Source organism: Aquibaculum arenosum, from assembly GCF_029222965.1.
GTDB lineage: Bacteria > Pseudomonadota > Alphaproteobacteria > Kiloniellales > DSM-21159 > Aquibaculum > Aquibaculum arenosum.
The window spans coordinates 338,955-360,682 of record NZ_JARHUD010000003.1 but is presented as its reverse complement, the minus strand read 5'-3'; the positions used below and the strand labels follow the sequence as shown (position 1 = coordinate 360,682).

Sequence of the window (21,728 nt, the reverse complement as noted above, 5' to 3'; positions counted from 1 at the left end):
CGGCCGTTTTTATTGGAAGAACTCGATGTCACTGCGTGAGCGCAACTCGACAAGATCGACGCAGTCCTCCCGCGTACCGCTCTCATCAGCGCAAGGCGCGATGTCGTTCAGCAGCACCCGATCGATCGTGTCGCACTGGAGATCGGAGAGGTCGAACAGCTTCACCACCGAGCGGTCGGCCCGCAGAGGCGCTGCCTCCACCGCGATGCGCCGTGCGATCACCCCCTCGCCGTCGAAGAAAACGAGATCCAGACGGAACTCATCGAAGCGGCTGTCATGGCCGTTCTCGAAGAGCAGGTAAGCCCGGCAGGCGTTATCAATCTGCTCAACCTTGTTGAGTTCGACGGTGACCGGCGGGCTTTCCTGCGCCGCGGCCGAAAGTCCGGCAAAGGCGATAGCGGCGGCGCCGACGAGGCCGGCGGCAAAAGAGAATCGACGGCTCATGGTTTTTCCTTAAACCTCCCCCAGAATGAAATCGCTGCGCAGTCTAGAGCGGAACGCGTGCAATTGGAATCGCCATGCGAGCCAAATAAACGCGCAAATTGGGACCTGGTGCACCTACGCAAGCTGTGAAACTGGAAACCGCGCCGGCCGCAGAATGCGGCAAGAAACACCAGCTCTCCATCAAGCCCGCACCGCCATGCGGATCGGTCCCTCGCTGCGCCCTTCAAGGAGCTGGCGCAGCCGCGGTTCTTCGGCGTGGCGTGCCTCGTCGGTGGTCCCCTCCCAGATGATGCGGCCGTCATGCAGCATCATCAGGCGGTCGTAGAACTCCAGTGCGGCCCGCATGTCGGTGGTGATGGCAAAGACCGTCGCACCGCTCTCCTCCACTGCCGCGCGGATCAGGCGGTTGGTGTGGCGTGTCATGATCGGATCGAGACCATCGGTCGGGGCATCGAGCATGAGCATGGCCGGCCGGCTGACGAAGGCTCGGGCCAGGCCGATGCGTTTTTGCATGCCGCCCGATATCTCTGCTGGATAGCGATCGGCCACCTCGGGGCGCAGCCCGAAACGACCAATCTGCTCGATGGCCTGCGCGCGCGCCGCCGCGCGGTCCTGATCGCCACGCTGCAGCAGGCGAAAGGCTACATTTTCCCAGCAGCTCATGCTGTCGAACAGCGCGTTCTGCTGAAAGGCCACGCCCATGCGGTCCGCCTGCTCACGACGCTGCGCGGTGTTGAGGCTTGCCTGCGTGCGGCCTTCGATCTCGATGCTGCCGGCATCGATGGGCAGGAGGCCGAGCATGCACTTGAGCAGCACGGTCTTGCCCGAAGAGGAGGGGCCTATCAGCACGGTGGACGCACCGCGTCGCACAGTGAACTCCACATCACGCAATACCTGCTTCTCGCCGAAGCTCTTGGCGAGACCGGTGACATGGAAAGGATGGGGCTGGTCGGTCATGACAGCCTGGAGAGTGACGGGGCGAAGCGGGTCTGACAAGACCACGTGAAAAGTGACAAATTCGCGGCACAGGCGTTCAACGTCTTGTCCTCGGCAACCGGATAAATCATCTTGCAATGGTAGCTGGGACTGCGATGTCCACCAATGGAGAGTCGCGCGCCCCCAATATACGTGTTGTTTGGTCCGGGCGCTCGCCCAAGAGTATTGAAAGCGATGTGGTTGCCCTACAGATGAGCACAGCGGAACGCTAGACCTCTTTCGGAGGACAGCATTCCCAGGCCGAACGACAGACGGTTGAATTGCCGTATTGCCCAGGCTTGCGGGGCCGACGCCCTTCGGTCCGAAATTGCACAGCAGCGGCGGCCTGTTTGGTTATGTGACCCTTTGGAGGAGGGGATCACCAACCTGCAGGCATCAATCATCCGTCTTTCTCGGATCGTAATGGAGCCACAAGGCCCGCCGTTCGTTGTGGTTGTGCAACGAGAGCTCTTCCGCCTCGGAACGCAGACCACCTGTCAGGTGTCAGGGTACGCGCCTGCCCGTTTCAAGAGAGGCTACAGTACAGGAACAGGTTTCACCGGGGGTCCCACGCCGATCTTCGAAACTTCATCCCCCAGCGAAGGGAAGGTATCCAGATGTATCACAAGACCGACATACACATTGGGCGTCGTCTCAGGGAGCGTCGTGTCTCTCTGGGCATGAGCCAGAGCGAACTGGCCGACAAGCTGGGCGTCAGCTTTCAGCAGGTCCAGAAGTACGAAAGTGGCGCCAACCGCATCAGCGGCAGCCGCCTTTGGGACATCTGCAACGTGCTCGACGTGCCGGTGGGCTATTTCTTCGAGGGCCTGGAAGGCGCCGCCACGGAGGACGCCAAGCCGCTGGATCGTCAGTCACTGGAACTGGCGCGGGCAGTGGGCTCGATCGAGGATGAGAATCTGCGCTCCCAGATTGTGCGCCTGGTGAAGGCCTTCGCCAAGGCGAGCTGATCGACGGCGCGGCGCTGCGCTCCTCTCACGGCAGCTTTCCAGCCGGAGAGGAGCGCAACAGGAGCCGGCGCCAACTGGGTTTCGAAGTGGCGCTCGAAGCGCAGGCGAACCCATCCTGCGTTTCGCAGTCGAGATCGATAGGAGAGCGACCCATGATCGAACATCGCTTGGCGGCCCTTGCGTCGCCGATGCTCAGCGTCCTGCGGATCATGTCCGGTCTGCTGTTCCTGGCTCACGGAACGCAGAAGTTCCTCTATTTCCCTGGGGGCGACAGCGCCGGCTTCGGGTGGACCTTTGCACATCCGGGCGCTTACGCAGGTCTCGTTGAACTCGTGGCCGGCGCGCTGATCGCGGTGGGACTGTTCACGCGTCCCGCTGCGTTCCTTGCCTCGGGCACCATGGCCTTCGCCTATTTCATGGGCCACGCCTCCCAGAGTTTCTGGCCGGTCAACAACGGCGGCGACGCAGCGATCCTCTATTGCTTCCTGTTCCTCTACTTCGTGTTCGCGGGAGCGGGGCCGATCAGCATCGATGCCTATAGAGGCCGGCATGCGGGCAAGGTGCGCGGAACCTGACCCAACGCGTCGCCTTCGAAGTGACCTTCAGGCGCTCCTCTCCGGCCGCAAAGTGGCCGCGAGAGGAGCGCATCCGGTAGAGTCGGGCTAGCCCTCGATCGGCTCCAGACCACACCAGTTGGCGGTGAAGAGCGCTAACGTACGGGTCACCTGCTTCAAGGACGAGAGGCTCACCCGCTCATCGAAGCCATGGATGTTGTCGGACTTCGGCCCGTAAACCAGGCAGGGTGTGTCGCCGTAAAGCACGAAGACCCGCGCGTCGAGATAGCCCGGGGTCACCAGTTCTTCGAGCTGGCGCGAAAAGACCTGCTGATGCGCGGCGGCAAGCTGCGCCTCTGCCTCACTGCCGGGCTCCAGCACATAACCCTCGGCGAAGAAGCCGTTCCACTCCACCTCCGGCGGATTGTTGCCCAGATAGGGGTCGTTGCGCGCGGTCTCGCGCACGCAGGCCTCGATCTCCGCCGCGGCATCCTTGGCCGCCACGCCCGGATAAAGCGCGATGCGGCAATCGAAGGAGCACCAAGCCGGCACCGATGAGGCCCAGTCCCCGCCCTCGATCTTGCCAAAGTTCAGGTTGATCGGGTGATCCAGGTCCTCGAACCAGGGGTGATCGCCCTTGCGCTCGTTCCAGCGCGCTTCCAGTTCCCGCAGGGCCTGCATCACCTTGAAGGAGGCCTCGATGGCGTTGGCGCCGCTGCCGGCCTCGCGCACATGCACCGGATGGCCCCGGACGTGCACGCGGAACCAAAGCACACCGGTATTCGCCCGCACCAGCATCTCGTCCTCGGGCTCGGGGATCACCGCTGCGTCCGCCTTGTAGCCGCGCACCAGGCAAGAAAGCGCGCCGTTGCCGGTGCACTCCTCCTCCACCACCGACTGCAGATGCACGGTCGCCGCCGGCTGGTAGCCCAGGCGACGGAAGGCATCCATCACCGCCAGGTTCGCGGCCAGACCCGCCTTCATGTCTCCGCCGCCGCGGCCGTAGAGCCAGTCGCCCTCGATGCGCGGTTCGAAGGGCGGGCTGCTCCACATGTCGAGTGGCCCCACCGGCACCACATCCATGTGGCCGTTGAGGATCAGGGAGCGGCCCTTTTCCTCCCGCGGCCGATGGGTACCCACGACGTTGATGGCATTGGAATAGTCCACCTTGACCGGTGAAAACCCCGGATGGTGCTCAATGTCCTCCACCCGCACCTGCCAGCGGTCCATGGTGTAGCCGCGGCGCTTCAGGTGATCGAACCAGTAGTCCTGGGCGGTATGCTCCTGACCGCGGAGGGAGGGATGGCGAACCAGCTCGCAGAGAAAATCGACCTCCTCGTCGAATCCCCGGTCGACGGCATCGATGATGTCCTGCTGGAGCTTTGGATCGAGACTCATGCAATGGCTTCCTGTTGTTGCTGCACCGCCAGGCGGGCGGATTCGGGAATCTGCCACTCCTTGCCCGGCACCGCAGCCAGCAGGGAGCGGGTGTAGTCGTGCTGCGGCTCGGCGAAAACCTGCCGCGTCTCACCATACTCCACAATACGGCCGCGCTGCATCACCGCAACGCGGTCGCATATCTGGGCTGCCACCCTCAAGTCATGGGTGATGAAAAGCATTGCCAGCTTGAGGCGCTGCTTGATCTCCTCCAGCAGGTCGAGCACCTGCGCCTGCACCGAGACGTCGAGCGCCGAGACCGGCTCATCGGCCACCAGCAGCTCCGGGTCCAGAGCCAGGGCGCGGGCTATGCCGATGCGCTGGCGCTGCCCGCCGGAGAACTCGTGCGGATAGCGCTCGGCCGCCGAGGGATCGAGATGCACCAAGGCCAGCAGCTCCCGGGCTCGGGCCATGGCGTCGTCGCGCGAGGCACCATGGGCCATCGGCCCCTCGGCGATGATGCGCCCCACCTTGCGCCGCGGGTTCAGCGAGGCATAGGGGTCCTGGAAGACCATCTGCACGTGCCGTCGATAGGGGGCGAGCGCCCGGCCGCGCAGGGCGTTGAGGTCGACCTCCTCACGGAAGCGGATCGCACCGCCATCGGCATCCAGCAAACGCACGATGCAGCGCCCGACCGTAGACTTGCCCGAACCGCTTTCGCCCACCAGCCCGATGGTCTCGCCGCGCCGGATCTGGAAGCTGACGTCCTGCGCGGCCGCCACCTCCCGGCCCTTGGTGAAAAGGCCGCGGGCCACCACAAATGTCTTGCGCAGGCCTTCCACGCGCAGGATCGGCTCGCCCTCCATTCGAGGCCGCGCCGCCGGCGGTTCGAAGGCCGGCACCGAGCCCACCAGGCGCCGCGTGTAGGCATGCTGCGGATCGTCAAGCACCTGGCGGGCCGGGCCGGATTCCACCACCTTGCCCAGCTGCATCACCGCCACGCGGTCGGCAATCTCCGCCACCACCCCGAAATCGTGGGTGATGAACATCACGCCCATGTCCCGCTGCGCCTGGATCTGCTTGATCAGGGCCAGGATCTGCGCCTGGGTGGTAACGTCCAGCGCCGTTGTCGGTTCATCGGCGATCAGAATTGCTGGCTCCAGTGCGAGCGCCATGGCGATCATCACCCGCTGGCGCTGCCCGCCGGAAAGCCGGAAGGGATAGGACTCGCCGAGCGTTTCCGGTTCCGGCAGGCCGACGCTATCCAGCAGTTCCGCCACCTTGGCTTTGCGCGCCTTCCTGCTCAGGGCACCATGAGTGTCGAAGACCTCGGCGATCTGAGCGCCGATGCGCATCACGGGGTTCAGCGCGGTCATCGGCTCCTGAAAGATCATGCCGATGCGGCTGCCACGCAGGGCGCGCAGCGCCGATTCCGGCTGCTGCAAAAGGTCGCGCCCCTCGAACATGATCCGACCGGCCACCGGCTCCACGTAGGGGCGCGGCAGGAGCCCCATGATGGTGTTGGCGGTGATCGACTTGCCAGAGCCGGACTCGCCGACGACGCAGAGAATCTCCCCGCGCTGCAGCTCGAGGGAGATGTCCTCCACTGCATGTTGCCGGTCTGCGCCGGCAGGCAGGCGTACCGTCAGACCTTCGACCCGAAGCAGGGCCTCTTGCGTGCTCATGGTCACCTCCCCTTGCGGGCCAGACGCGGGTTGAGCGCGTCGTTCAAGCCCTCGCCCACGAGGTTGAGGGCCAGCACGGTCAGCAGGATGGCGATGCCCGGGAAGAAGCTCATCCACCAGGCCTGGCGCAGCACCGTGCGCGCCGCACCGATCATGTAGCCCCAGGACATGTGGTTGGGATCGCCCAGACCCAGGAAGGACAGCGACGATTCCAGCAGGATTGCCGTGGCCACCATGAGCGAGGCCATGACGATCACCGGAGAGAGCGTGTTCGGCAGGACCTGGGTCAGGATGATCCGCGCGTTGGACTGGCCGATCACCACCGAGGCTTGCACAAACTCCCGACTGCGCAGTGAGAGGAACTCACCGCGCACCAGGCGCGCCACCGGCGGCCAGGACACGATCGCGATCGCCATCACGATGGAGGTGATCGAAGGCTGGAAGATCGCCACCAGCACGATGGCCAGGGCGAAGTTCGGGATGGTCTGGAAAAATTCGGTAAAGCGCATCAGCGCATCATCCAGCAGACCGCCGTAATAGCCGGCCAAAGCGCCCAGCGTGACCCCGATGGACAGCGCCACCAGGGTCGAGACGATCCCCACCAGGAGCGAAATCCGTGCCCCGTGGGCCAATCCGGCGCCAATGTCGCGGCCGAGCGTGTCGGTCCCGAACCAGAAACCGTCCATTTCCATGGGCGGCAGGAAGGGCCGCTGCACCATCCGCCAGGGACTGTCGGGGTAGAGCAGCGGCGCCAGCGCCGCCAGGAGCACCACCGCAATCAGGATGCCCAATCCGATGACGGCGCCCTTGTTGCGGGCAAAACGTTTCCAAAAATCCCGCATCACGACACCTCGATTCGCGGGTCGACGAAGGTGTAGACGAGGTCGGTGATCAGATTGAAGAGCACCACCATCGCCGAGGAGACGAAGAAAATGCCCAGCAGCAGGTTGTAGTCACGCTGCAGCAGAGCATCGAACATCAGCCGCCCGATGCCGGGCCAGGCGAAAACCGTTTCCGTCAGCACCGCCCCGCCGATCATCTGCCCCGCCTGGATGCCGGCCAGGGTGATGACGGGCAGGAGCGCGTTGCGCAGCACATGGACGCGGGTGATCCGCCCCGGGGCGACACCCTTGGCCTTGGCCGTCTTGACGTAGTCCATCTCCATCACCTCGAGCATCGAGGCGCGGGTCATGCGGGCATAGACGGCGGTGTAGAAAAGGCCGAGCGTTAGCGCCGGCAGCACGAGGTGCGCCAGAATGTCGCCGATGTAGGCGAGGCCCGTGTAGCCGGCGCCCACGCTCACCATGCCAAAGCCCGGCAGCCAACCGAGATAGACCGAGAAGAGCAGGATCGCCATGAGCGCGATCCAGAACAGCGGCGTGGCGTAGAAGATCAGCGCGACCGTGGTTATCAGCGAGTCGGTCCACTTGCCGACCCGGGCCGCCGCCAAAGCGCCCATGAGCACGCCGAACATGAGCGAGATACAAAAGGCCGTGCCGGTCAGAAGCAAGGTCGCCGGCAGGCGCTGGCCGATCAAAGAGGCCACCGACTGATCCTGTCGATAGGACCAGCCCATATCGAGCGTCACGATGCCCTTGACGTAGATGAAGAGTTGCTCATGCAGAGGTCGGTTGAGACCGAAGCGCTCCTGCAGCTGCTCGATGAACATCTCGTCGGAGGCGCCGGCCTCCCCGGCCATGACCTGGGCCGGGTCGCCGGGCGCCGCCCGGATCAGGAAAAAGTTCAGGATGACGATGGCCAGCAGGACGAAGAGCCCTTTGACCAGCCGCCGGGTGATGTAGGAAAGCCTGCCCATTGTTCCCCTGGCGCCCAGCGGTCACAGGAAAGGACGAAGACGACCCCCGCCGGCCCCGCTTGCGGCTGGCGAGGGCCGAGATGCCGTAATCAGCGATCCAGCCAGGCGTCGCCGAAGCCGTCGTTCACGCCGATGGCGGTCTGGATCAGGTCCTTCATGTCGCAGCGATAGATCGTGGGAAACTCGATCTCCAGGAGCCAGGCGATCGGCGCATCCTCGACGATGATCTTCTGCATTTCGCTGTAGATCTCCTGGCGCTTCTCGTCAGGGAAAGCCACCGCCCCCTCATCCGCCAGTTCGTCGACCCGCTCATCCTCATAGCCCTGGACGTTGTTCCACTGAGAGCCCTTGGCGATGTTCGAGGAGATGTAGTTTCGGGTCACACCCAGGGCCGGATCGCCGTACTGGTAGAGGTAGGTGAAGGCCATGTCGTAGTCCCAGTCACCCAGGCGCTGGTTCCAGCCGCCAACGTCGGTCGCCTCCATGGAGACGTTGAAGCCGGCCTCCTGCATGTTCTGGCGCACCGCCTCCGCCCAGCGCTGCCAGGTCTCGCCATAGGGCAGCGGCAGCATGCGGATCTCTTCACCATCGTAGCCCGCCTCTTCGAGAAGCTCGCGCGCCTTGTCGGGATCATAGTCGTAGCGCGGCACGTCGGGCTCGTAGAAGCGCACCTTGGAGCTCACCGGGCCGGTGGGCACCTCGCCCAAGCCGTTCCAGATTGCATCGCGGGCGAACTCGCGGTCGATGGAATAGAGCACCGCCTGGCGCACACGCTTGTCGGCCAGCGGCCCTTCACGATTGTTCAGCCACATCCAGGCCATGGGGGAGAAGTATTCCCAGCCCCCGCCGGTGATGCAGGTGTTCGGCAGTTCCGAAAGACGTGCCACGTCGAAGTTCTCCACCGAACCGCCGGGCAGCACATCCACGTCGCCATTCTCATAGGCCACGGCCCGCGACGCCCCGTCCGGGATCACGTGCCAATAGACCTCGTCCAGGTAAGGCAGGCCCTCGACGTGATAGTCCTCATTGCGCACCAGATGAATGTGCGAGCCCCGCTCCCACTCAGCGAACTTGAAGGGCCCGGTGCCGATGGGATGGTTGTTGGCCGGGTTGTCCTGGAAGTTGGTGCCCTCGTAGATGTGCTTGGGCGTGATCGGCATTGAGCCGACCTCGAAGATGCCCATGAAGGGGCCAAAGGGCTGCTTCAGCGTGAACTGCACCGTGTGATCGTCCAGCGCTTCGACATTCTCCACATGCTCCAGGGAGACGCGCAGACGCGGGTGGGTTTCGGCCAGGAAGTCGGTGACGGAGAAGACCACGTCGTCGGCGGTCATGGGCTCGCCGTCGTGCCAGAGGACGTTGTCCTTGAGATGGAAGGTGTAGACCGTGCCATCGTCGTTGACCTCCCACTCCGTCGCCAGGCTGGGCAGAGGGTTCAGCTCCTGGTCATACTTCAGCAGGCTTTCATAAATGTTGCCGGCCACCATCTGCGTCGGGGCATTCTGCCAGAGGCCCATGATCAGGCCGGGCGGTTCCGGCTGGATCACGACGTTCGCCGTGCCGCCCCGCTTCGGCTCCTCAGCCAAGGCCGAGCCAGCCGCTGCTGTCACTGCGGCCGCCATTGCCAGGGCGATCGCCCTTTGCCCTTTGGTCATGCTTCGAGTCTCCCTCTTGTGTTTGAAGCCGCCCTGTTGCGCGGAGGTCTGTTTATTTCGCCCCCTGCACATAAGACCCTGCCACAGACTGAGACGCAGCACCAAGCAGAAATGTGTCGACAGTCGACGCCTTCGCTCGCTACCCTGAGTAACGTCAGGTTGTGGAGCCAGCACGCAGGGAAACGGTCCAGGATGGCCTTCCAGACCATCGAGCGACACGGACTGGTGGACCGGGTTGCCGAGCAGCTCACCCGCGCCATCGTCACCGGCCGTTTCGTCCCCGGCCAGCGACTGGGCGAAGCGGAGATTGCCCGGCAGATGGGCATCAGTCGCGCTCCGGTACGCGAAGCCGCCCGCCTGCTGGAGCAGCGCGGACTGCTCACCTCCCGCCCCCATCGCGGTTTTGCCGTACGCCTGCCGACGCTGGAGGAGGTGGACGACCTCTACAGCCTGCGCCTCTGTCTGGAGAGTTTTGCCGGCAGTGCGCTGCTGGCGCGCGGCGCAGACGTCGATCTCGACCCCTTGCGCCGCCAACTCGAACGCCTGCTGGAGACCGCCGAGCGCGGCGACCAGGCCGCCGTGGTCGAGGAAGACCTGCGCTTCCACCTCCTGCTCTGCGAGCTCTCGGGCAACCGCCGCCTGCAGCGCGTTTTTTCCGAACTGACCGGCGAACTGCATCTTGTGATCGCGCTGGTGGGTCAGATCTTCGACGATCCATGCCGCCTGGCCCAGGTTCACTGCCCGCTGCTCGAGGCGCTGGAGGCTGGAGACGGCGAGCGCCTGCAGCAAGAGCTCGACAACCACATCACCGTTGCCTGGAAAGAGGTGCGTGCGCTCTTCCAGCAGCGCCAGCAAAAGCCGGCGCGGCCCGGCGAAGGAGAAGCATGAAGGTCATTCACGCCCCCGAACACAGCCGGCACGATCCCCAGTTCTTCCTGGTGCGCGGCATGGCGAAGCCCAGCGCCGAGAAGCCCGAGCGTGCGCAAGCCCTCTTGGCGGCGGTGGAGCGCCAAGGCCACCAGGTCCTGACCGCCGAAGCCTTTGGCCCCGGTCCCCGCGCGGCCATCCACACGCCTGAGTATCTGCAGTTCCTCGAAACGGCCTGGCAGGAGTGGCAGGCCCTGGGCGACAGCGGTGGAGAGATCATCGCGAACGTGCACCCCGGCCGGCGCCCCGCCAGCTACCCCCAGCACATCGTGGGCCGCGCTGGCTGGCACATGGCGGACACCGCCTGTCCCATCGGCACCCACACCTGGGAGGCTGCCTGCCGCGCCGCCGATACGGCTGTCCATGGCGCCAGCCTGCTGCTCGACGGGGCCGACGAGGCCTATGCGCTCTGCCGCCCGCCAGGTCATCACGCCTATGCCGACATGGCCGGCGGCTTCTGTTTCCTGAACAACGCCGCCATCGCCGCCCAACACCTGCGTCAGGCCCACGAGCGTGTCGCGGTCCTCGACGTCGACCTGCACCACGGCAACGGCACCCAGGGGATCTTCTACCGCCGCCGGGACGTGCTGACCGTCTCCATCCATGCCGATCCGGCGCAGTTCTACCCCTTCTTCTGGGGCCACGCCCAGGAGCGCGGTGAGGGCGAGGGAGAAAGTTTCAACCTCAACCTGCCCCTGCCCATCGGCAGCGGCGATGAACCCTTCCTCCAGGCCCTCGACCGGGCTTTCGCGGCCATCCGGGCCTATGCGCCGGGCGTACTGGTGGTCGCGCTCGGCCTGGATGCCTTCGCCGGCGACCCGCTGGCAGGACTGGCAGTCACCACCGAAGGCTTCTCCCGCATCGCCGAAGCCATCGCGCGCGAGGGTTTCCCCACCCTGCTGGTGCAGGAAGGTGGCTATCTCACCCCGGAACTCGGGGAGAACCTGGAATCCTTCCTGCAGGGCTTCGAAGGGGCGCGGAAGTAGGGGATGCTTTTCAGGAGAGCGCATTCAGGTGTCATGGATTGCAAAAGCATCATATTGCATGTGATATGACACTTTGATTGCTTCTGAAAAATGATATTGTATATGATATGAGGGTGGTGCTTGATACCGACGTGGTCCTCAGCGGCCTGAGAAGCCCAACAGGCGCATCTCGCATCCTCTTGATCACAGGGTTGGAAGGGGTGATCGCCCCTCTAACCGGCGTCGGGATGATGATCGAGTACGAAGCGGTATTGAAGCGCCCTGAACATCTGACCGAGATGAATCTCGATGCGAACGATATCGATGCCTTTCTCGATAACTGGGCGGCCGTCGTCGAACCCGTGACCCCGGACTTCTCGTGCCGGCCGTCCCTGCAAGACCCGAACGATGAGTTGTTCGTGGAGGTGGCGCTGAATGGGGGTGCTGACGTGCTGGTGACGTTCAACGTCAGCGATTATCAGCCATCGGACCCAGGGGTGAAATACATTGGGGTCGAGGTATGTCGGCCTGGCGAACTCTTGAGGAGGATAGAATGGCGACCGTCACTGGATACGCTCTCCGCCTTCCGGCCTCGATTATGAAGGAGGTGAAGAAGGCATCCGAAATGGAGGGCACTTCGATCAACCAGTTCATCACCGTGGCCGTTGCAAGGCGATTGGCCGAGCTGAAGACCATGCGCTACTTCGAGGAACGAGCGGCCAAGGCCGATCCCGAGGAGCTCAAGCGGATTCTGGCTACGGCCGGCACCTTGCCGCCGCGGGAAGGGGATGAGATTCCTGAGGGCTGGCTCGAAGACCGCATTGAATCTGAATCATGAGGCTTCGGAGTTTGGACGTGACTCCGATAGCACCAAAAAAAATGCCGGGCCACGAGGGCCCGGCAAGTTGAACAGGGAGGCTTCACGTCTGGGAGACGTAGGACCCAGCAGCGCGAGGGACGCGCCGGAGGGCCCTGTGCCCGGATCGAGATCCGGGCGGGGTTTCCGGCGGGAGGAGCCGGAAACCCGGGGGATGTTGCAACGCAACATCGCTGAACAGGAATTTGGTGTTCCGGCCCCTCATTGTCTATGCACAAACAAACATTCGGGTCATGCGATGCTCGCATGGCTGACGGAAAACCAACATCCGACAGCGCCCTCAAATACCTAACGCCGGTCAGGCTGCCCAGGTTCCGTCTCGCACGCCTTTGCGCAACGCAGCATACTCAAAACTTCGACTGCGCAACCTGCCGCAAAAGGAAGTCGCGGAACACCTCCACGCGGTGGGTTCCCCGCAATTCCTCCGGATAGACAAAATAGGCATCCAAGCGCGGACCTTCCAGTTCCGGAAGGATCTGGACCAGATCACTGCCTTCTTGGATCATGAACTCGGGCAGCCCGCCAATGCCGGCGCCCGCCGCCACAGCCTGCATGATCGCATAGACGTTGTTCACCGTAAGCGCCGGCTTGCGCAGGCGGTTGTCGCTCGTGCCGACGCGCAGCAGCCAGTTCACGTCCGGCACCGGCGCGCGCATTTCCTGGCCATAGACGATGAGGCGGTGCTTATCGAGATCGGCCGCCTTGTTCGGCAGGCCATGCTGCTTCAGATAGGAGGGCGCCGCGTAGGCCTGCATGTGCACGGTCAGGAGATGGCGTTGGATCAGGTCGGCCTGGCGTGGCGGCGAAAGCCGGATCGCCACATCCGCCTCGCGCATAGACAGATCCAGTTCCCGGTCATCGAGAAGAAGATGCATCTCGATTTCGGGATAGAGGTCCATAAAGCCGCGCACCCGTGGCGCCAGCCAGGTCGAGCCGAAGGCCACGGTGGTGGTGACCTTCAAGGGGCCGCGCGGGCGCTCCCGGCTCTCGGTGAGCAGCGCCTCGGCCATTGACAGCTTGGCGAAGACCTCGTGGGCGGTTCGATACAGCGTCTCGCCCTGCTCAGTGAGGATCAAGCCGCGGGCGTGGCGATGGAACAGCGGCACACGCAGGCTGTCTTCCAGCGCGCTGATCTGCCGGCTGACCGCGGACTGACTAAGATTCAGCACCTCGCCCGCATGGGTAAAGCTGCCGGCCTCGGCCACCGCGTGAAATATGCGCAGCTTGTCCCAGTCCATCATCGCCGCCCGCGCCGCGGACCTCCCTGTCATGAGAGCAGATCATCCCGAAGACGCGGACCCGGTCGGTCCGCAATCAAGGTCGTGACCCTGCTCCACCCTTCCGTTCCGAACCGGATTCACTTTCGAAAACCGAAACCCAGTGGCTCCGATTGGACGCGATCCGGTCCTGGGCGCACATTGCCACAAGGACGTTAGGCGATGATGGCGGATTCGTGGAAGAAAAACCGCACGAGCAGATGCATTTTTTGCCGACAAGCCGCCCAAGGCTGCAACAACACCAGCCTGCGGCCCGCACGCAACACCAATTTACTTAAATGTCTTTCTGCTTGTCTTCGCGCAGTTCCAGCCACATGGCGTTGAGGATGGCAAAGGAACAGGCGAGTCCCAGGCCAAGGATCCAGGAGAAGTACCACATGCCGCAAGCGCCTCCTTCAATAGGCGTTGACGTTGGAATCCAGGTCGCGCGTCGTCACCTTGCCCGCGATGATGCGGTAAACCCAGGCGGTGTAGGCCAGGATGATCGGCATGAAGAACAGCGTGGCGATCAGCATCACCCACAGCGTCATGGGGCTGGAGGACGCATCCCACACGGTCAGGCTCGAGCGCGGATCCTGCGATGAGGGCAGCAGGAAGGGAAAGAGCGACAGGCCTGCGGTGGAAATAATACCGAAGATGCCCAGCGCGGAGGCAAAGAAAGCCAGCAGCGGCCGACGCACCAGCAACAACAGGCCGGCCAGCGCAACACCGCCGAAGCCGAGGATCGGCCCCGTCAGCATCCAGGGATAGGCGTCGTAGTTGGAGAGCCAGCCACCCACCACCGTCGCCACCTCCTTGCGCAGGGGATTGGACGGTCCGTCCTGCACCACTTGCGAGACCAGCACGTAGCCCTCGACCCAGTAGGCCACCGCCAGGCCGGCCAGAGCGAAGAGCGCCAGAGTGGCCAGCGCCGCGAAGCTGCCGTAGCGGCGGGCACGCTCTGCCACCGGCGCCTCGGTCTTGAAGGAGAGCCAGGTGGCGCCGTGCAGGATCAGCATGGAAAGGCTGACGAGCCCGCAGAGCAGCGCGAAGGGGTTGAGCAGACCAAGCAGCCCGCCGTCGTAGAAGGGCCTCAGGTCATCCGAGAAATAGAAGGGCACGCCCAGCAGGACGTTGCCCACTGCAACGCCGGTGATGAGCGCCGGCACCGCACCGCCCACGAACAGCCCCCAGTCCCAGAAGGTGCGCCAGCGCGAGTCCCCCACCTTGGAGCGGAACTTGAATCCCACCGGCCGCAGGATGAGCGCGGCCAGTAGGAGGAACATGGCCAGGTAGAAGCCGGAGAAGGAGACGGCGTAGAGCGGTGGCCAGGCCGCAAAAATCGCACCACCGCCCAAGATCAGCCAAACTTGGTTGCCTTCCCAGACCGGCCCCACCGTATTCACCACGATGCGCCGTTCGTCATCAGTGCGGGCGACGAAAGGCAGGAGCGTCCCCGTGCCCAGATCGAAGCCGTCCATGACCGCAAAGCCGATGAGCAGCACGCCCAGCAGCAGCCACCAGATTAGCCGCAGCGTGGGATAGTCGAGCGGGATCAGTTCCATGGCGCTCACTCCTTGTAGGCGGCGGTGGCGTGGCGCAGGCCCGGTCCTTGCGGGCCATTGCCTGTAGCGGCGCTGCCCTGCTGCGGCTCGGGCTCGGAGGGACCCTTTCGCACGTAACGCAGCAGCAGCCAGACATCGACGATGGCCAGCAGGGTGTAGAAGGTCACAAAGCCCGCGATGGTCAGCACCAGATCCCAGACCGAGAGGTCAGAGACGGCGTAGAAGGTCGGTAAGACGCCTTCGATGATCCAGGGCTGACGCCCATACTCAGCGACGAACCAGCCAAGCTCGACGGCAAGCCAGGGCAGAGGCAGGCTCCAAAGCGCGACGTGCAGGAACCAGCGATTGCGCTCGAAGGCGCCGCGACTGGACAACCAGAAGGCCAGCGCGAAGAAGGCAATGAAATAGAAGCCCAGCGCCACCATGAGCCGGAAACTCCAGAAGATCGGCGCGATGTGCGGCACCGTGTCCAGCGCCGCCTGGGCGATTTCCTCGTCGCTGGCCTCCAGAATGTCCTCGCGGTAGCGCTTGAGCAGCAGGGCGTAACCGAGATCGGCCCAGTGTTCGGCCAACAGCTCACGCGCCGCGTCGTTCTCCGAATCCGCCCGCAGATCCAGCAGGGCCTGGTAACCGACCAGGCCGCTGCGCACCTGATCCTCGGCCCGATCCACCAGGTCGATGATGCCGGGAAGCTCCCTGCTGAAGGAGCGGGTGGCGATCAGGCCAAGCGCGAAGGGCACCTGCACCTCGTAGCGATTGCTCTGCGAGTCCTGATCAGGCAGTGCAAAAACGGTGAAGGGCGCCGGCGCGTCCTCCGTGTGCCACATGCCCTCCATGGCCGCGATCTTCATCTTCTGATGCTCAGTGGTGACGTAGCCGCTCTCATCGCCCAGCACGACGACGGAAAGCGCCGCGGCCAGCCCGAAGCTCGAGGCCACCGCCATGGACCGCCGTGCCATGGCCTGGTGACGGCCGCGCAGCAGGAAGTAGGCGCTGACCGACATGACGAAGATCGCGCCGGTGACGTAGCCGGCGCTGACCGTATGCACGAACTTCGCCTGGGCCACCGGATTGAAGATGACGGCGATGAAGTCTTCGATCTCCATGCGCATGGTGTCGGGATTGAAGGTTGCGCCGACGGGATACTGCATCCAGCCGTTGGCAATCAGGATCCACAGCGCGGAGAAATTCGCGCCCAGCGCCACCAGCCAGGTCACCGTCAAATGCCCCAGTTTGGACAGACGATCCCAGCCGAAGAAGAAGAGTCCGATGAAGGTGGCTTCCAGGAAGAAGGCCATCAGGCCCTCGATGGCGAGCGGCGCCCCGAAGATGTCCCCGACGTAGTGGCTGTAATAGGACCAGTTCATGCCGAACTGAAATTCCATCACGATGCCCGTGGCCACACCCATAGCGAAGTTGATGCCGAAAAGCGTGCCCCAGAAGAGGGTCATGCGGCGCCAGATGTCACGCCCGGTCATGACATAGACACTCTCCATGATCGCCATGATGAGCGACAGGCCGAGCGTCAGCGGCACAAAGAGAAAGTGATACATGGCTGTCAGCGCAAACTGCAAACGCGACAGGGCCACGACATCCATATCGATCATAGCGAGAGCATCCTTTCGCACACCCGCGGGGGAGCGAGCCCAAGAGGGGTAACGCACCCAGGCTGCAGCATACTTGACTTGCGTCAAGCCCAGACGAGGCAAGTCGCCGCAGGCATTCACTCACCGTAGCACAGCCTAACATGGCGGAAAGGCAAGCCTGCCCACCGCTGTGCAAGCAGCAACGGCGGTTTAGATCGATGGCAATCCGGTCCAAGCTCGACTTGCAAGCTCTGGCCGAGGCTGATCCTCTGCCGCGCTGTCGCGCACTTTCTCGATTCGGGATGACATGACCGACCTGCCGCCGCCGGAAAGCCTTGAGGGCCGCCGGCTTTCCCCCACGGAACTCCGCGATCCGGACCTCGGCCGGCGCAATGGCGCCTGGCTGCGTGGCTGGGCACGGCCGGCGCGCGGCGCCCTTGCCGCCGCCGTGGCCTGCGGGGCCCTGGGCGGACTCTTGCTGATCGTCCAGGCTTTCCTGCTCGCCGCCGCGATCCATCTGGTCGTGGTGATGCAGCGTGGCCCCGAGGCGCTTTGGCCCCTGCTGGCCGTCCTCCTGCTGGTGATCGCGCTGCGCGCCCTGCTGCACTGGGCCGGTGAACGCGCCGGGGCGCGCGCCGCCACCCTGGTCAAGCAGAGGCTGCGCCGCGCGGTCTTCGAGGCCATGCTGCTGCGTGGTCCCGGCTGGATCCGCGAACATCGCAGCGGCGCGCTCGCCAGCGCATTGATCGAGCAGATCGAAGCCTTTGACGGCTACTTTGCCCGCTACCTGCCGGCCATGGCCCTGGCGGTCTTCCTGCCCGCGGCGATGGTGGTGGCCATCCTGTCGCGTGAGCCCGTTGTTGCGTTGCTGCTGCTGGCCACACTGCCGCTGATCCCGCTCTTCATGGCGCTGGTGGGCATGGGCGCCGCGGCCAGCAGCCGGCGGCAGCTCCAGGCGCTCACCCGCATGGGCGGCCACTTCGTGGAACGGCTGCGCGGCCTCGCCACGCTGAAGCTCTATGGCCGGGCAGAAGCAGAACTGGAGGAGGTACGCCGGGTCACCGATGGCGTGCGCAGCCGCACCCTGGCCGTGCTCCGCATCGCCTTCCTCTCCTCAGCGGTGCTCGAGTTCTTCGCGGCGCTGGCAGTCGCCGGCGTGGCACTCTATCTCGGCCTCAGCTACCTCGGGCTGCTCACTCTGCGCACGGCCCCGCTCAGCCTGGAGGTCGGCCTCTTCTGCCTGCTGCTGGCCCCGGACGTCTATCTGCCGCTGCGCAACCTGGCCACCCACTACCATGACCGGGCCTCCGCTCTGGCCGCGGCGGAGGAACTGCGCACGCTGCTCGAAAGCGACCTGCCGCAAGCGCCGGCAAGACATCCAACGGCTCCCCTGGCCGCAGCCCAGCCGGGACGACCGCTGCCGCAAGCGGAGGCCATCGGCTTGAGCCTCGACGACGTCACGCTGCGCCTCGGCGCCGGGGAGCGGATCGCCCTCGACGGGGTAAGCTTCAGCGTCGCGCCTGGAGAAATCCTCGCGCTGGCCGGCCCGAGCGGCTCCGGCAAGACCACCGTGCTGGAGGTGATCCTGGGCCTGCGCCAGCCGCAGCAAGGCAGCGTGCTCTGGAACGGCGTCCCGCTCGCAGACCTGGACCCGGCGAGCCTTCGCGCCCGTCTCGCTTACATGAGCCAGCGGCCGCACCTCTTTCACGGCACGCTGGCCCAGAACCTCCGCCTCTTCAACCCCGACGCCAGTGACGCGCAGGTGGAGGCCGCCGCCCGGGCGGCCGGCGTGCTGGACTTCGCCGCCGAGCTGCCGCAGGGACTGGACACCCCGCTGGGCGAGCGTGGTTTCGGCCTCTCCGGTGGCCAGGCACAGCGCCTCGCCCTGGCGCGCGTCTTCCTGCGCCAGGCCCCGCTCCTGCTGCTCGACGAGCCGACCGCGCACCTGGATCGCGCCACAGAGGCAGCCTTGCTCGAACGCCTGGCTTCCCATGCGCGCGGGCGCACGCTGGTGATCGCCACGCACAGCCCGGCCGTGATCGCCATGGCTTCACGCGTGCTGCATCTGGCGGAAGGCCGCATCGTCGCGGAGGAGCAGCGATGAAGGATCTTCTCTTCTTCCTGCGCCTGGCGGCCCGGCGGCGACTGAGCTGGATGCTGGCCGGCGCCCTGCTCACCTTCACGACACTCTTGGCCGGGACCGCCTTGCTGACGCTCTCCGGCTGGTTCATCTCCGCGGCCGCCCTCGCCGGGTTGGCCGGGGCGGGCGCCGTCTTCAACTTCTTCGTCCCCTCTGCTGGCGTTCGCTTTTTTGCGATCGGGCGCATCCTCTCGCGCTATGGCGAGCGGCTGGTCACACACGAGGCCACACTGCGCGTTCTGGCCGATCTCAGGGTCTGGTTCTTCCGCAAGGCCATCCCCCTGGCCCCTGCCCGCCTGGGCGGCTTGCGCAGCGGCGAGGTCGTGGCGCGGGTCACCTCCGACATCGAGGCCCTGGACAACCTCTATCTGCGCGCCGTCGCGCCGGCGGCCGCAGCACTGCTGCTCACCCTGATCGCCGCGGGCTTTCTCGCGCTCTTCGAGCCGCGCTTGGCGCTGGTGCTGCTCGCGGCCATGGGGCTTGCCGGGGTGGCCGTGCCCCTGCTGATCGCGCGCCTGGCGCGCCGTTCGGGCAAGGCCCAGGCCCGCGCGGCAGCTGAATTGCGTGGAGCGGCATTGGACGGCCTGCAGGGTGCCCCGGAACTGCTTGCCCACGGCGCAAGTGACAGGGCCGCCAGCGCCCTGGAATCGGCGAGCCTGCGCCTCTCGGTCGCGCAGCGGCGCCAGGCAAGCCTCGGCGGCCTGGGCGGGGCGCTCATCCTTTTCACCACCGGCCTGGCTCTGGTGCTCCTGCTGCTGATCGCGGCCCAGGCTGTGGCCGAAGGACGGCTGAGTCCGCCGCTGCTGGCCATGGCAGCCCTGTTGCTGCTGGGCGTCTTCGAGGCGGCCGGACCGCTGGCCCGCGCCTGCCAGTCCCTGGGCCAGACCCGCTTCGCCGCCCGGCGCCTGCGCAGCCTGGCCGAGACGGAACCGGCCGTGCGCGACTGCGAGTCTCCGCAGGATTTGCCGCCCGGCGGTGACCTGGCCTTCGAGCGGGTCAGCTTCGCCTACGGCCCGGACGCACCGCCGGTGCTCCACGACCTCTCCTTGACGGTGACCGAAGGTGAGCGGGTTGCGATCCTCGGCGAAAGCGGCAGCGGCAAGTCCACCCTGGCCCATCTGCTGCTGCGGCTTTGGGACCCGCAGGCCGGGCGGGTGCTGCTGGCCGGTACGGACATCAGCCGCGTGCGCCAGGCGGAACTGCATCAGCGCATCGCCTTTCTCTCCCAGGACACGCCGATCTTCTCCGGCAGCCTGCGCGAGAACCTGCTGCTGGGCGACCCCGAGGCGGAGGAGGCCCGTCTTTGGGAGGCACTGGATCAGGCGGGTCTGGCGGACTTCGTGGCGCAGCTTCCGGAGGGGCTGGAAAGCTGGGTCGGAGAAACGGGGGTCAATCTTTCGGGCGGTCAGGGGCGACGTCTGGCCCTGGCCCGAGCCCTGCTCAAGCCCTCGGCGATCCTGCTGCTGGACGAGCCGACCCAGGGGCTCGATGCCAGCGCCGAGCGGGCCTTTTTCGCCACCCTGGCCCAGGCTGCGCGCGGGCGCACGCTGGTGCTGATCACCCACGCGCAGCACCTGGAGGGCTGTGTGGAACGGGTCTACCGGCTCGACAAGGGCCGCTTGCAGCCGGCGCCGTGATCCGGGGCGCCGGCTGCCGAACTGCGGCTCAGACCACCTTTTCGAGCAGCTGCTCGTCAAAGGGGTAGCGCGAAAGCAGTTCGATGCCGCTCTCGGTGATCAGCACCTCCTCCTCGAGCTTCACGCCCTCGGGGCCGTCCACCTCGCCGATGTAGCTTTCCACCGAGACCACCATGCCCGGCTCCAGCACGCCGTCGCCGGAGAAGCTGTCGAAGTCGAGGGAATGGGCGACCAGCGGCGTCTCGCCGTGCATGCCCACGCCGTGGATGATCGAAGGATAGCGCCGGTCCAGGAAGCGCTCGGGAATCTTCCAGGCGCTTTCCGCGATCTCGCGGTAGGACTTACCCGGACCCAGCAGCGCCATGTTGTGGTGCACCTGCTCCCAGGCCATGGAATAGAGGCTCTTCTGGTAGCCGCTCGGCCGGCCGGGGCCGCAGAAGAAGGTGCGGGAGAAGTCGGAGTAGTAGCCGTTGACGCCGATGGTGTCGGTGTCCATGGCCACCAGCTCGCCCGGCCGGATGCGCCGGTCGCTGGCTTCGGCGAACCAGGGATTGGTGCGCGGGCCCGAGGAAAGCAGGCGCGTCTCGATGAACTCGCCGCCGCCGGCGATCACCTCGCCGTACATGGTGGCGAAGAGCTCGGTCTCGCTCACCCCCGGCCGGATGCGCCGGGCCATGGCGTCCACCGCCGCTTCGCTGGAGGCCATGGAGAGCGCGAGACAGGCGACCTCGTCGGTGGTCTTGATGCGCCGGGCGTGCAGGATGTGCTGCTGGCAGTCCTCCACTGTCACGCCCTCGGCTTCGAGCGCCAGCGCCAGGATGTGGGAGCAGCGGTCGAGCCCGACCTTGCCGCCGCCCTGCTGCTTGAGCAGATCGGCAATCTCCTGCGCGAAGGGCTGTGCCACCGCGCCGTCGCGCTGGTTGACCGAGGACCAGACGACCTTGGAGGTGCGCGACTCGTCGATGGTCTCCAGGCAGGTGGAGATGTGGGCGCTGCCGGGATATTCGAAGAGGATCACTGGTCCGTTGAGCGGCACGTAGATGTAGCGCGTGGAGTTGCGCAGGAAGTAGCCGAACATGTTGCGCGAGCCGGTGGCGTAGCGCTGGTTGTAAGGGTCGAAGAGCACCACCGCCGCATAGCCCTGCTCATCCATCATCGCGCGCAGCCGCGCCAGGCGCTCGGCACGCAGGCGCACCGGGTCCAGGGCGCTGGGAATGGCATCGCTGGCAAAAGCCGGCCCGCTGGGCACGACGGAGGGGCTGTCGGGTCGGGGATGGGTCACGTTCGTCTTTCTCCTACGG

At 65.3% G+C, this 21,728-nt stretch carries 20 protein-coding genes; 8 read left to right on the top strand and 12 right to left on the bottom strand.

Translation table 11 applies throughout. From position 1 onward, the window contains the following. Positions 1–9 precede the first annotated feature (9 nt). Together P2G67_RS06835 and P2G67_RS06830 are read right to left on the bottom strand one after the other, a co-directional pair. Positions 10–444 (bottom strand): hypothetical protein, encoded by a 435-nt coding sequence (locus tag P2G67_RS06835; RefSeq protein ID WP_275821353.1) that lies wholly within the window; start codon positions 442–444, stop codon positions 10–12. Between the two features lie 180 nt (positions 445–624). Next, positions 625–1,401, bottom strand: coding sequence for an ABC transporter ATP-binding protein (locus tag P2G67_RS06830; protein ID WP_275821351.1), 777 nt, complete (start codon positions 1,399–1,401; stop codon positions 625–627). 635 nt (positions 1,402–2,036) lie between these two features. On the opposite strand from P2G67_RS06830, the gene P2G67_RS06825 reads away from it, so the two are divergent. Together P2G67_RS06825 and P2G67_RS06820 are read left to right on the top strand one after the other, a co-directional pair. Beyond that, positions 2,037–2,387 carry a helix-turn-helix domain-containing protein gene (locus P2G67_RS06825; protein WP_275821350.1) on the top strand — a complete coding sequence of 117 codons (351 nt, stop codon included), beginning with the start codon at positions 2,037–2,039 and terminating at the stop codon, positions 2,385–2,387. A 152-nt stretch (positions 2,388–2,539) separates the two neighbouring features. Further along, positions 2,540–2,962, top strand: coding sequence for a DoxX family protein (locus tag P2G67_RS06820; protein WP_275821348.1), 423 nt, complete (start codon positions 2,540–2,542; stop codon positions 2,960–2,962). Between the two features lie 87 nt (positions 2,963–3,049). On the opposite strand, the gene P2G67_RS06815 is transcribed toward P2G67_RS06820, so the two are convergent. From P2G67_RS06815 to P2G67_RS06795, 5 genes are all read right to left on the bottom strand, one after another. Continuing rightward, positions 3,050–4,339, bottom strand: a complete 1,290-nt coding sequence (locus P2G67_RS06815) for an ArgE/DapE family deacylase (RefSeq protein ID WP_275821346.1) — start codon at positions 4,337–4,339, stop codon at positions 3,050–3,052. Next, entirely contained in the window at positions 4,336–6,003 is a 1,668-nt protein-coding gene (locus P2G67_RS06810) for an ABC transporter ATP-binding protein (RefSeq protein WP_275821344.1), read from the bottom strand. The genes P2G67_RS06815 and P2G67_RS06810 overlap by 4 nt, the downstream gene beginning before the upstream one ends. A 2-nt stretch (positions 6,004–6,005) precedes the next feature. Continuing rightward, entirely contained in the window at positions 6,006–6,845 is an 840-nt protein-coding gene (locus P2G67_RS06805; RefSeq protein ID WP_275821342.1) for an ABC transporter permease, read from the bottom strand. Next, positions 6,845–7,819, bottom strand: coding sequence for an ABC transporter permease (locus P2G67_RS06800; RefSeq protein WP_275821340.1), 975 nt, complete (start codon positions 7,817–7,819; stop codon positions 6,845–6,847). The genes P2G67_RS06805 and P2G67_RS06800 overlap by 1 nt, the downstream gene beginning before the upstream one ends. 89 nt (positions 7,820–7,908) lie before the next feature. Continuing rightward, entirely contained in the window at positions 7,909–9,474 is a 1,566-nt protein-coding gene (locus tag P2G67_RS06795) for an ABC transporter substrate-binding protein (protein WP_275821338.1), read from the bottom strand. Positions 9,475–9,666: 192 nt separating this feature from the next. On the opposite strand from P2G67_RS06795, the gene P2G67_RS06790 reads away from it, so the two are divergent. The 4 genes from P2G67_RS06790 to P2G67_RS06775 all read left to right on the top strand — a co-directional run bounded on the left by P2G67_RS06790 (position 9,667) and on the right by P2G67_RS06775 (position 12,204). After that, on the top strand, positions 9,667–10,362 hold the full coding sequence (locus P2G67_RS06790; protein WP_275821337.1) for a GntR family transcriptional regulator: 696 nt from the start codon (positions 9,667–9,669) through the stop codon (positions 10,360–10,362). Then, positions 10,359–11,387 (top strand): histone deacetylase family protein, encoded by a 1,029-nt coding sequence (locus P2G67_RS06785; protein ID WP_275821335.1) that lies wholly within the window; start codon positions 10,359–10,361, stop codon positions 11,385–11,387. The genes P2G67_RS06790 and P2G67_RS06785 overlap by 4 nt, the downstream gene beginning before the upstream one ends. A 116-nt stretch (positions 11,388–11,503) precedes the next feature. Beyond that, positions 11,504–11,968 (top strand): PIN domain-containing protein, encoded by a 465-nt coding sequence (locus P2G67_RS06780; protein ID WP_275821333.1) that lies wholly within the window; start codon positions 11,504–11,506, stop codon positions 11,966–11,968. A 5-nt stretch (positions 11,969–11,973) separates the two neighbouring features. Further along, positions 11,974–12,204 carry a hypothetical protein gene (locus P2G67_RS06775; protein WP_275821331.1) on the top strand — a complete coding sequence of 77 codons (231 nt, stop codon included), beginning with the start codon at positions 11,974–11,976 and terminating at the stop codon, positions 12,202–12,204. A gap of 386 nt (positions 12,205–12,590) precedes the next feature. Here the strand turns inward: P2G67_RS06775 and P2G67_RS06770 are convergent, their stop codons facing one another. The 4 genes from P2G67_RS06770 to P2G67_RS06755 form a co-directional block, all read right to left on the bottom strand. Then, positions 12,591–13,481, bottom strand: coding sequence for a LysR family transcriptional regulator (locus P2G67_RS06770; RefSeq protein ID WP_322099661.1), 891 nt, complete (start codon positions 13,479–13,481; stop codon positions 12,591–12,593). Between the two features lie 313 nt (positions 13,482–13,794). After that, positions 13,795–13,899 (bottom strand): cytochrome bd-I oxidase subunit CydX, encoded by a 105-nt coding sequence (gene cydX, locus P2G67_RS06765; protein WP_275821327.1) that lies wholly within the window; start codon positions 13,897–13,899, stop codon positions 13,795–13,797. Between the two features lie 16 nt (positions 13,900–13,915). Next, positions 13,916–15,064 carry a cytochrome d ubiquinol oxidase subunit II gene (gene cydB / locus P2G67_RS06760; protein ID WP_322099652.1) on the bottom strand — a complete coding sequence of 383 codons (1,149 nt, stop codon included), beginning with the start codon at positions 15,062–15,064 and terminating at the stop codon, positions 13,916–13,918. 5 nt (positions 15,065–15,069) lie between these two features. Then, entirely contained in the window at positions 15,070–16,671 is a 1,602-nt protein-coding gene (locus P2G67_RS06755) for a cytochrome ubiquinol oxidase subunit I (protein ID WP_275821323.1), read from the bottom strand. A 286-nt stretch (positions 16,672–16,957) separates the two neighbouring features. Between P2G67_RS06755 and cydD the strand changes: the two genes are divergently transcribed. Both cydD and cydC read left to right on the top strand, forming a co-directional pair. Then, the gene (cydD, locus tag P2G67_RS06750; RefSeq protein ID WP_275821321.1) at positions 16,958–18,754 is read left to right on the top strand and encodes a thiol reductant ABC exporter subunit CydD; all 1,797 of its coding nucleotides are present in this window, start codon (positions 16,958–16,960) and stop codon (positions 18,752–18,754) included. After that, positions 18,751–20,427 (top strand): thiol reductant ABC exporter subunit CydC, encoded by a 1,677-nt coding sequence (gene cydC, locus P2G67_RS06745; protein WP_275821319.1) that lies wholly within the window; start codon positions 18,751–18,753, stop codon positions 20,425–20,427. The genes cydD and cydC overlap by 4 nt, the downstream gene beginning before the upstream one ends. 28 nt (positions 20,428–20,455) lie before the next feature. On the opposite strand, the gene P2G67_RS06740 is transcribed toward cydC, so the two are convergent. Next, positions 20,456–21,709 (bottom strand): M24 family metallopeptidase, encoded by a 1,254-nt coding sequence (locus tag P2G67_RS06740; RefSeq protein WP_275821317.1) that lies wholly within the window; start codon positions 21,707–21,709, stop codon positions 20,456–20,458. Positions 21,710–21,728: the final 19 nt, after the last annotated feature.

What these genes read in the sequence shown, in the direction of transcription:
- P2G67_RS06805 (WP_275821342.1), bottom strand. Translation starts at nt 6,845, where the DNA reads ATGCGGGATTTTTGGAAACGTTTTGCCCGCAACAAGGGCGCCGTCATC.
- P2G67_RS06790 (WP_275821337.1), top strand. Translation starts at nt 9,667, where the DNA reads ATGGCCTTCCAGACCATCGAGCGACACGGACTGGTGGACCGGGTTGCC.
- P2G67_RS06835 (WP_275821353.1), bottom strand. Translation starts at nt 444, where the DNA reads ATGAGCCGTCGATTCTCTTTTGCCGCCGGCCTCGTCGGCGCCGCCGCT.
- P2G67_RS06795 (WP_275821338.1), bottom strand. Translation starts at nt 9,474, where the DNA reads ATGACCAAAGGGCAAAGGGCGATCGCCCTGGCAATGGCGGCCGCAGTG.
- P2G67_RS06815 (WP_275821346.1), bottom strand. Translation starts at nt 4,339, where the DNA reads ATGAGTCTCGATCCAAAGCTCCAGCAGGACATCATCGATGCCGTCGAC.
- cydC (WP_275821319.1), top strand. Translation starts at nt 18,751, where the DNA reads ATGAAGGATCTTCTCTTCTTCCTGCGCCTGGCGGCCCGGCGGCGACTG.
- P2G67_RS06770 (WP_322099661.1), bottom strand. Translation starts at nt 13,481, where the DNA reads ATGGACTGGGACAAGCTGCGCATATTTCACGCGGTGGCCGAGGCCGGC.
- P2G67_RS06785 (WP_275821335.1), top strand. Translation starts at nt 10,359, where the DNA reads ATGAAGGTCATTCACGCCCCCGAACACAGCCGGCACGATCCCCAGTTC.
- P2G67_RS06820 (WP_275821348.1), top strand. Translation starts at nt 2,540, where the DNA reads ATGATCGAACATCGCTTGGCGGCCCTTGCGTCGCCGATGCTCAGCGTC.
- P2G67_RS06810 (WP_275821344.1), bottom strand. Translation starts at nt 6,003, where the DNA reads ATGAGCACGCAAGAGGCCCTGCTTCGGGTCGAAGGTCTGACGGTACGC.
- cydB (WP_322099652.1), bottom strand. Translation starts at nt 15,064, where the DNA reads ATGGAACTGATCCCGCTCGACTATCCCACGCTGCGGCTAATCTGGTGG.
- cydD (WP_275821321.1), top strand. Translation starts at nt 16,958, where the DNA reads ATGACCGACCTGCCGCCGCCGGAAAGCCTTGAGGGCCGCCGGCTTTCC.
- P2G67_RS06800 (WP_275821340.1), bottom strand. Translation starts at nt 7,819, where the DNA reads ATGGGCAGGCTTTCCTACATCACCCGGCGGCTGGTCAAAGGGCTCTTC.
- P2G67_RS06830 (WP_275821351.1), bottom strand. Translation starts at nt 1,401, where the DNA reads ATGACCGACCAGCCCCATCCTTTCCATGTCACCGGTCTCGCCAAGAGC.
- P2G67_RS06755 (WP_275821323.1), bottom strand. Translation starts at nt 16,671, where the DNA reads ATGATCGATATGGATGTCGTGGCCCTGTCGCGTTTGCAGTTTGCGCTG.
- cydX (WP_275821327.1), bottom strand. Translation starts at nt 13,899, where the DNA reads ATGTGGTACTTCTCCTGGATCCTTGGCCTGGGACTCGCCTGTTCCTTT.
- P2G67_RS06825 (WP_275821350.1), top strand. Translation starts at nt 2,037, where the DNA reads ATGTATCACAAGACCGACATACACATTGGGCGTCGTCTCAGGGAGCGT.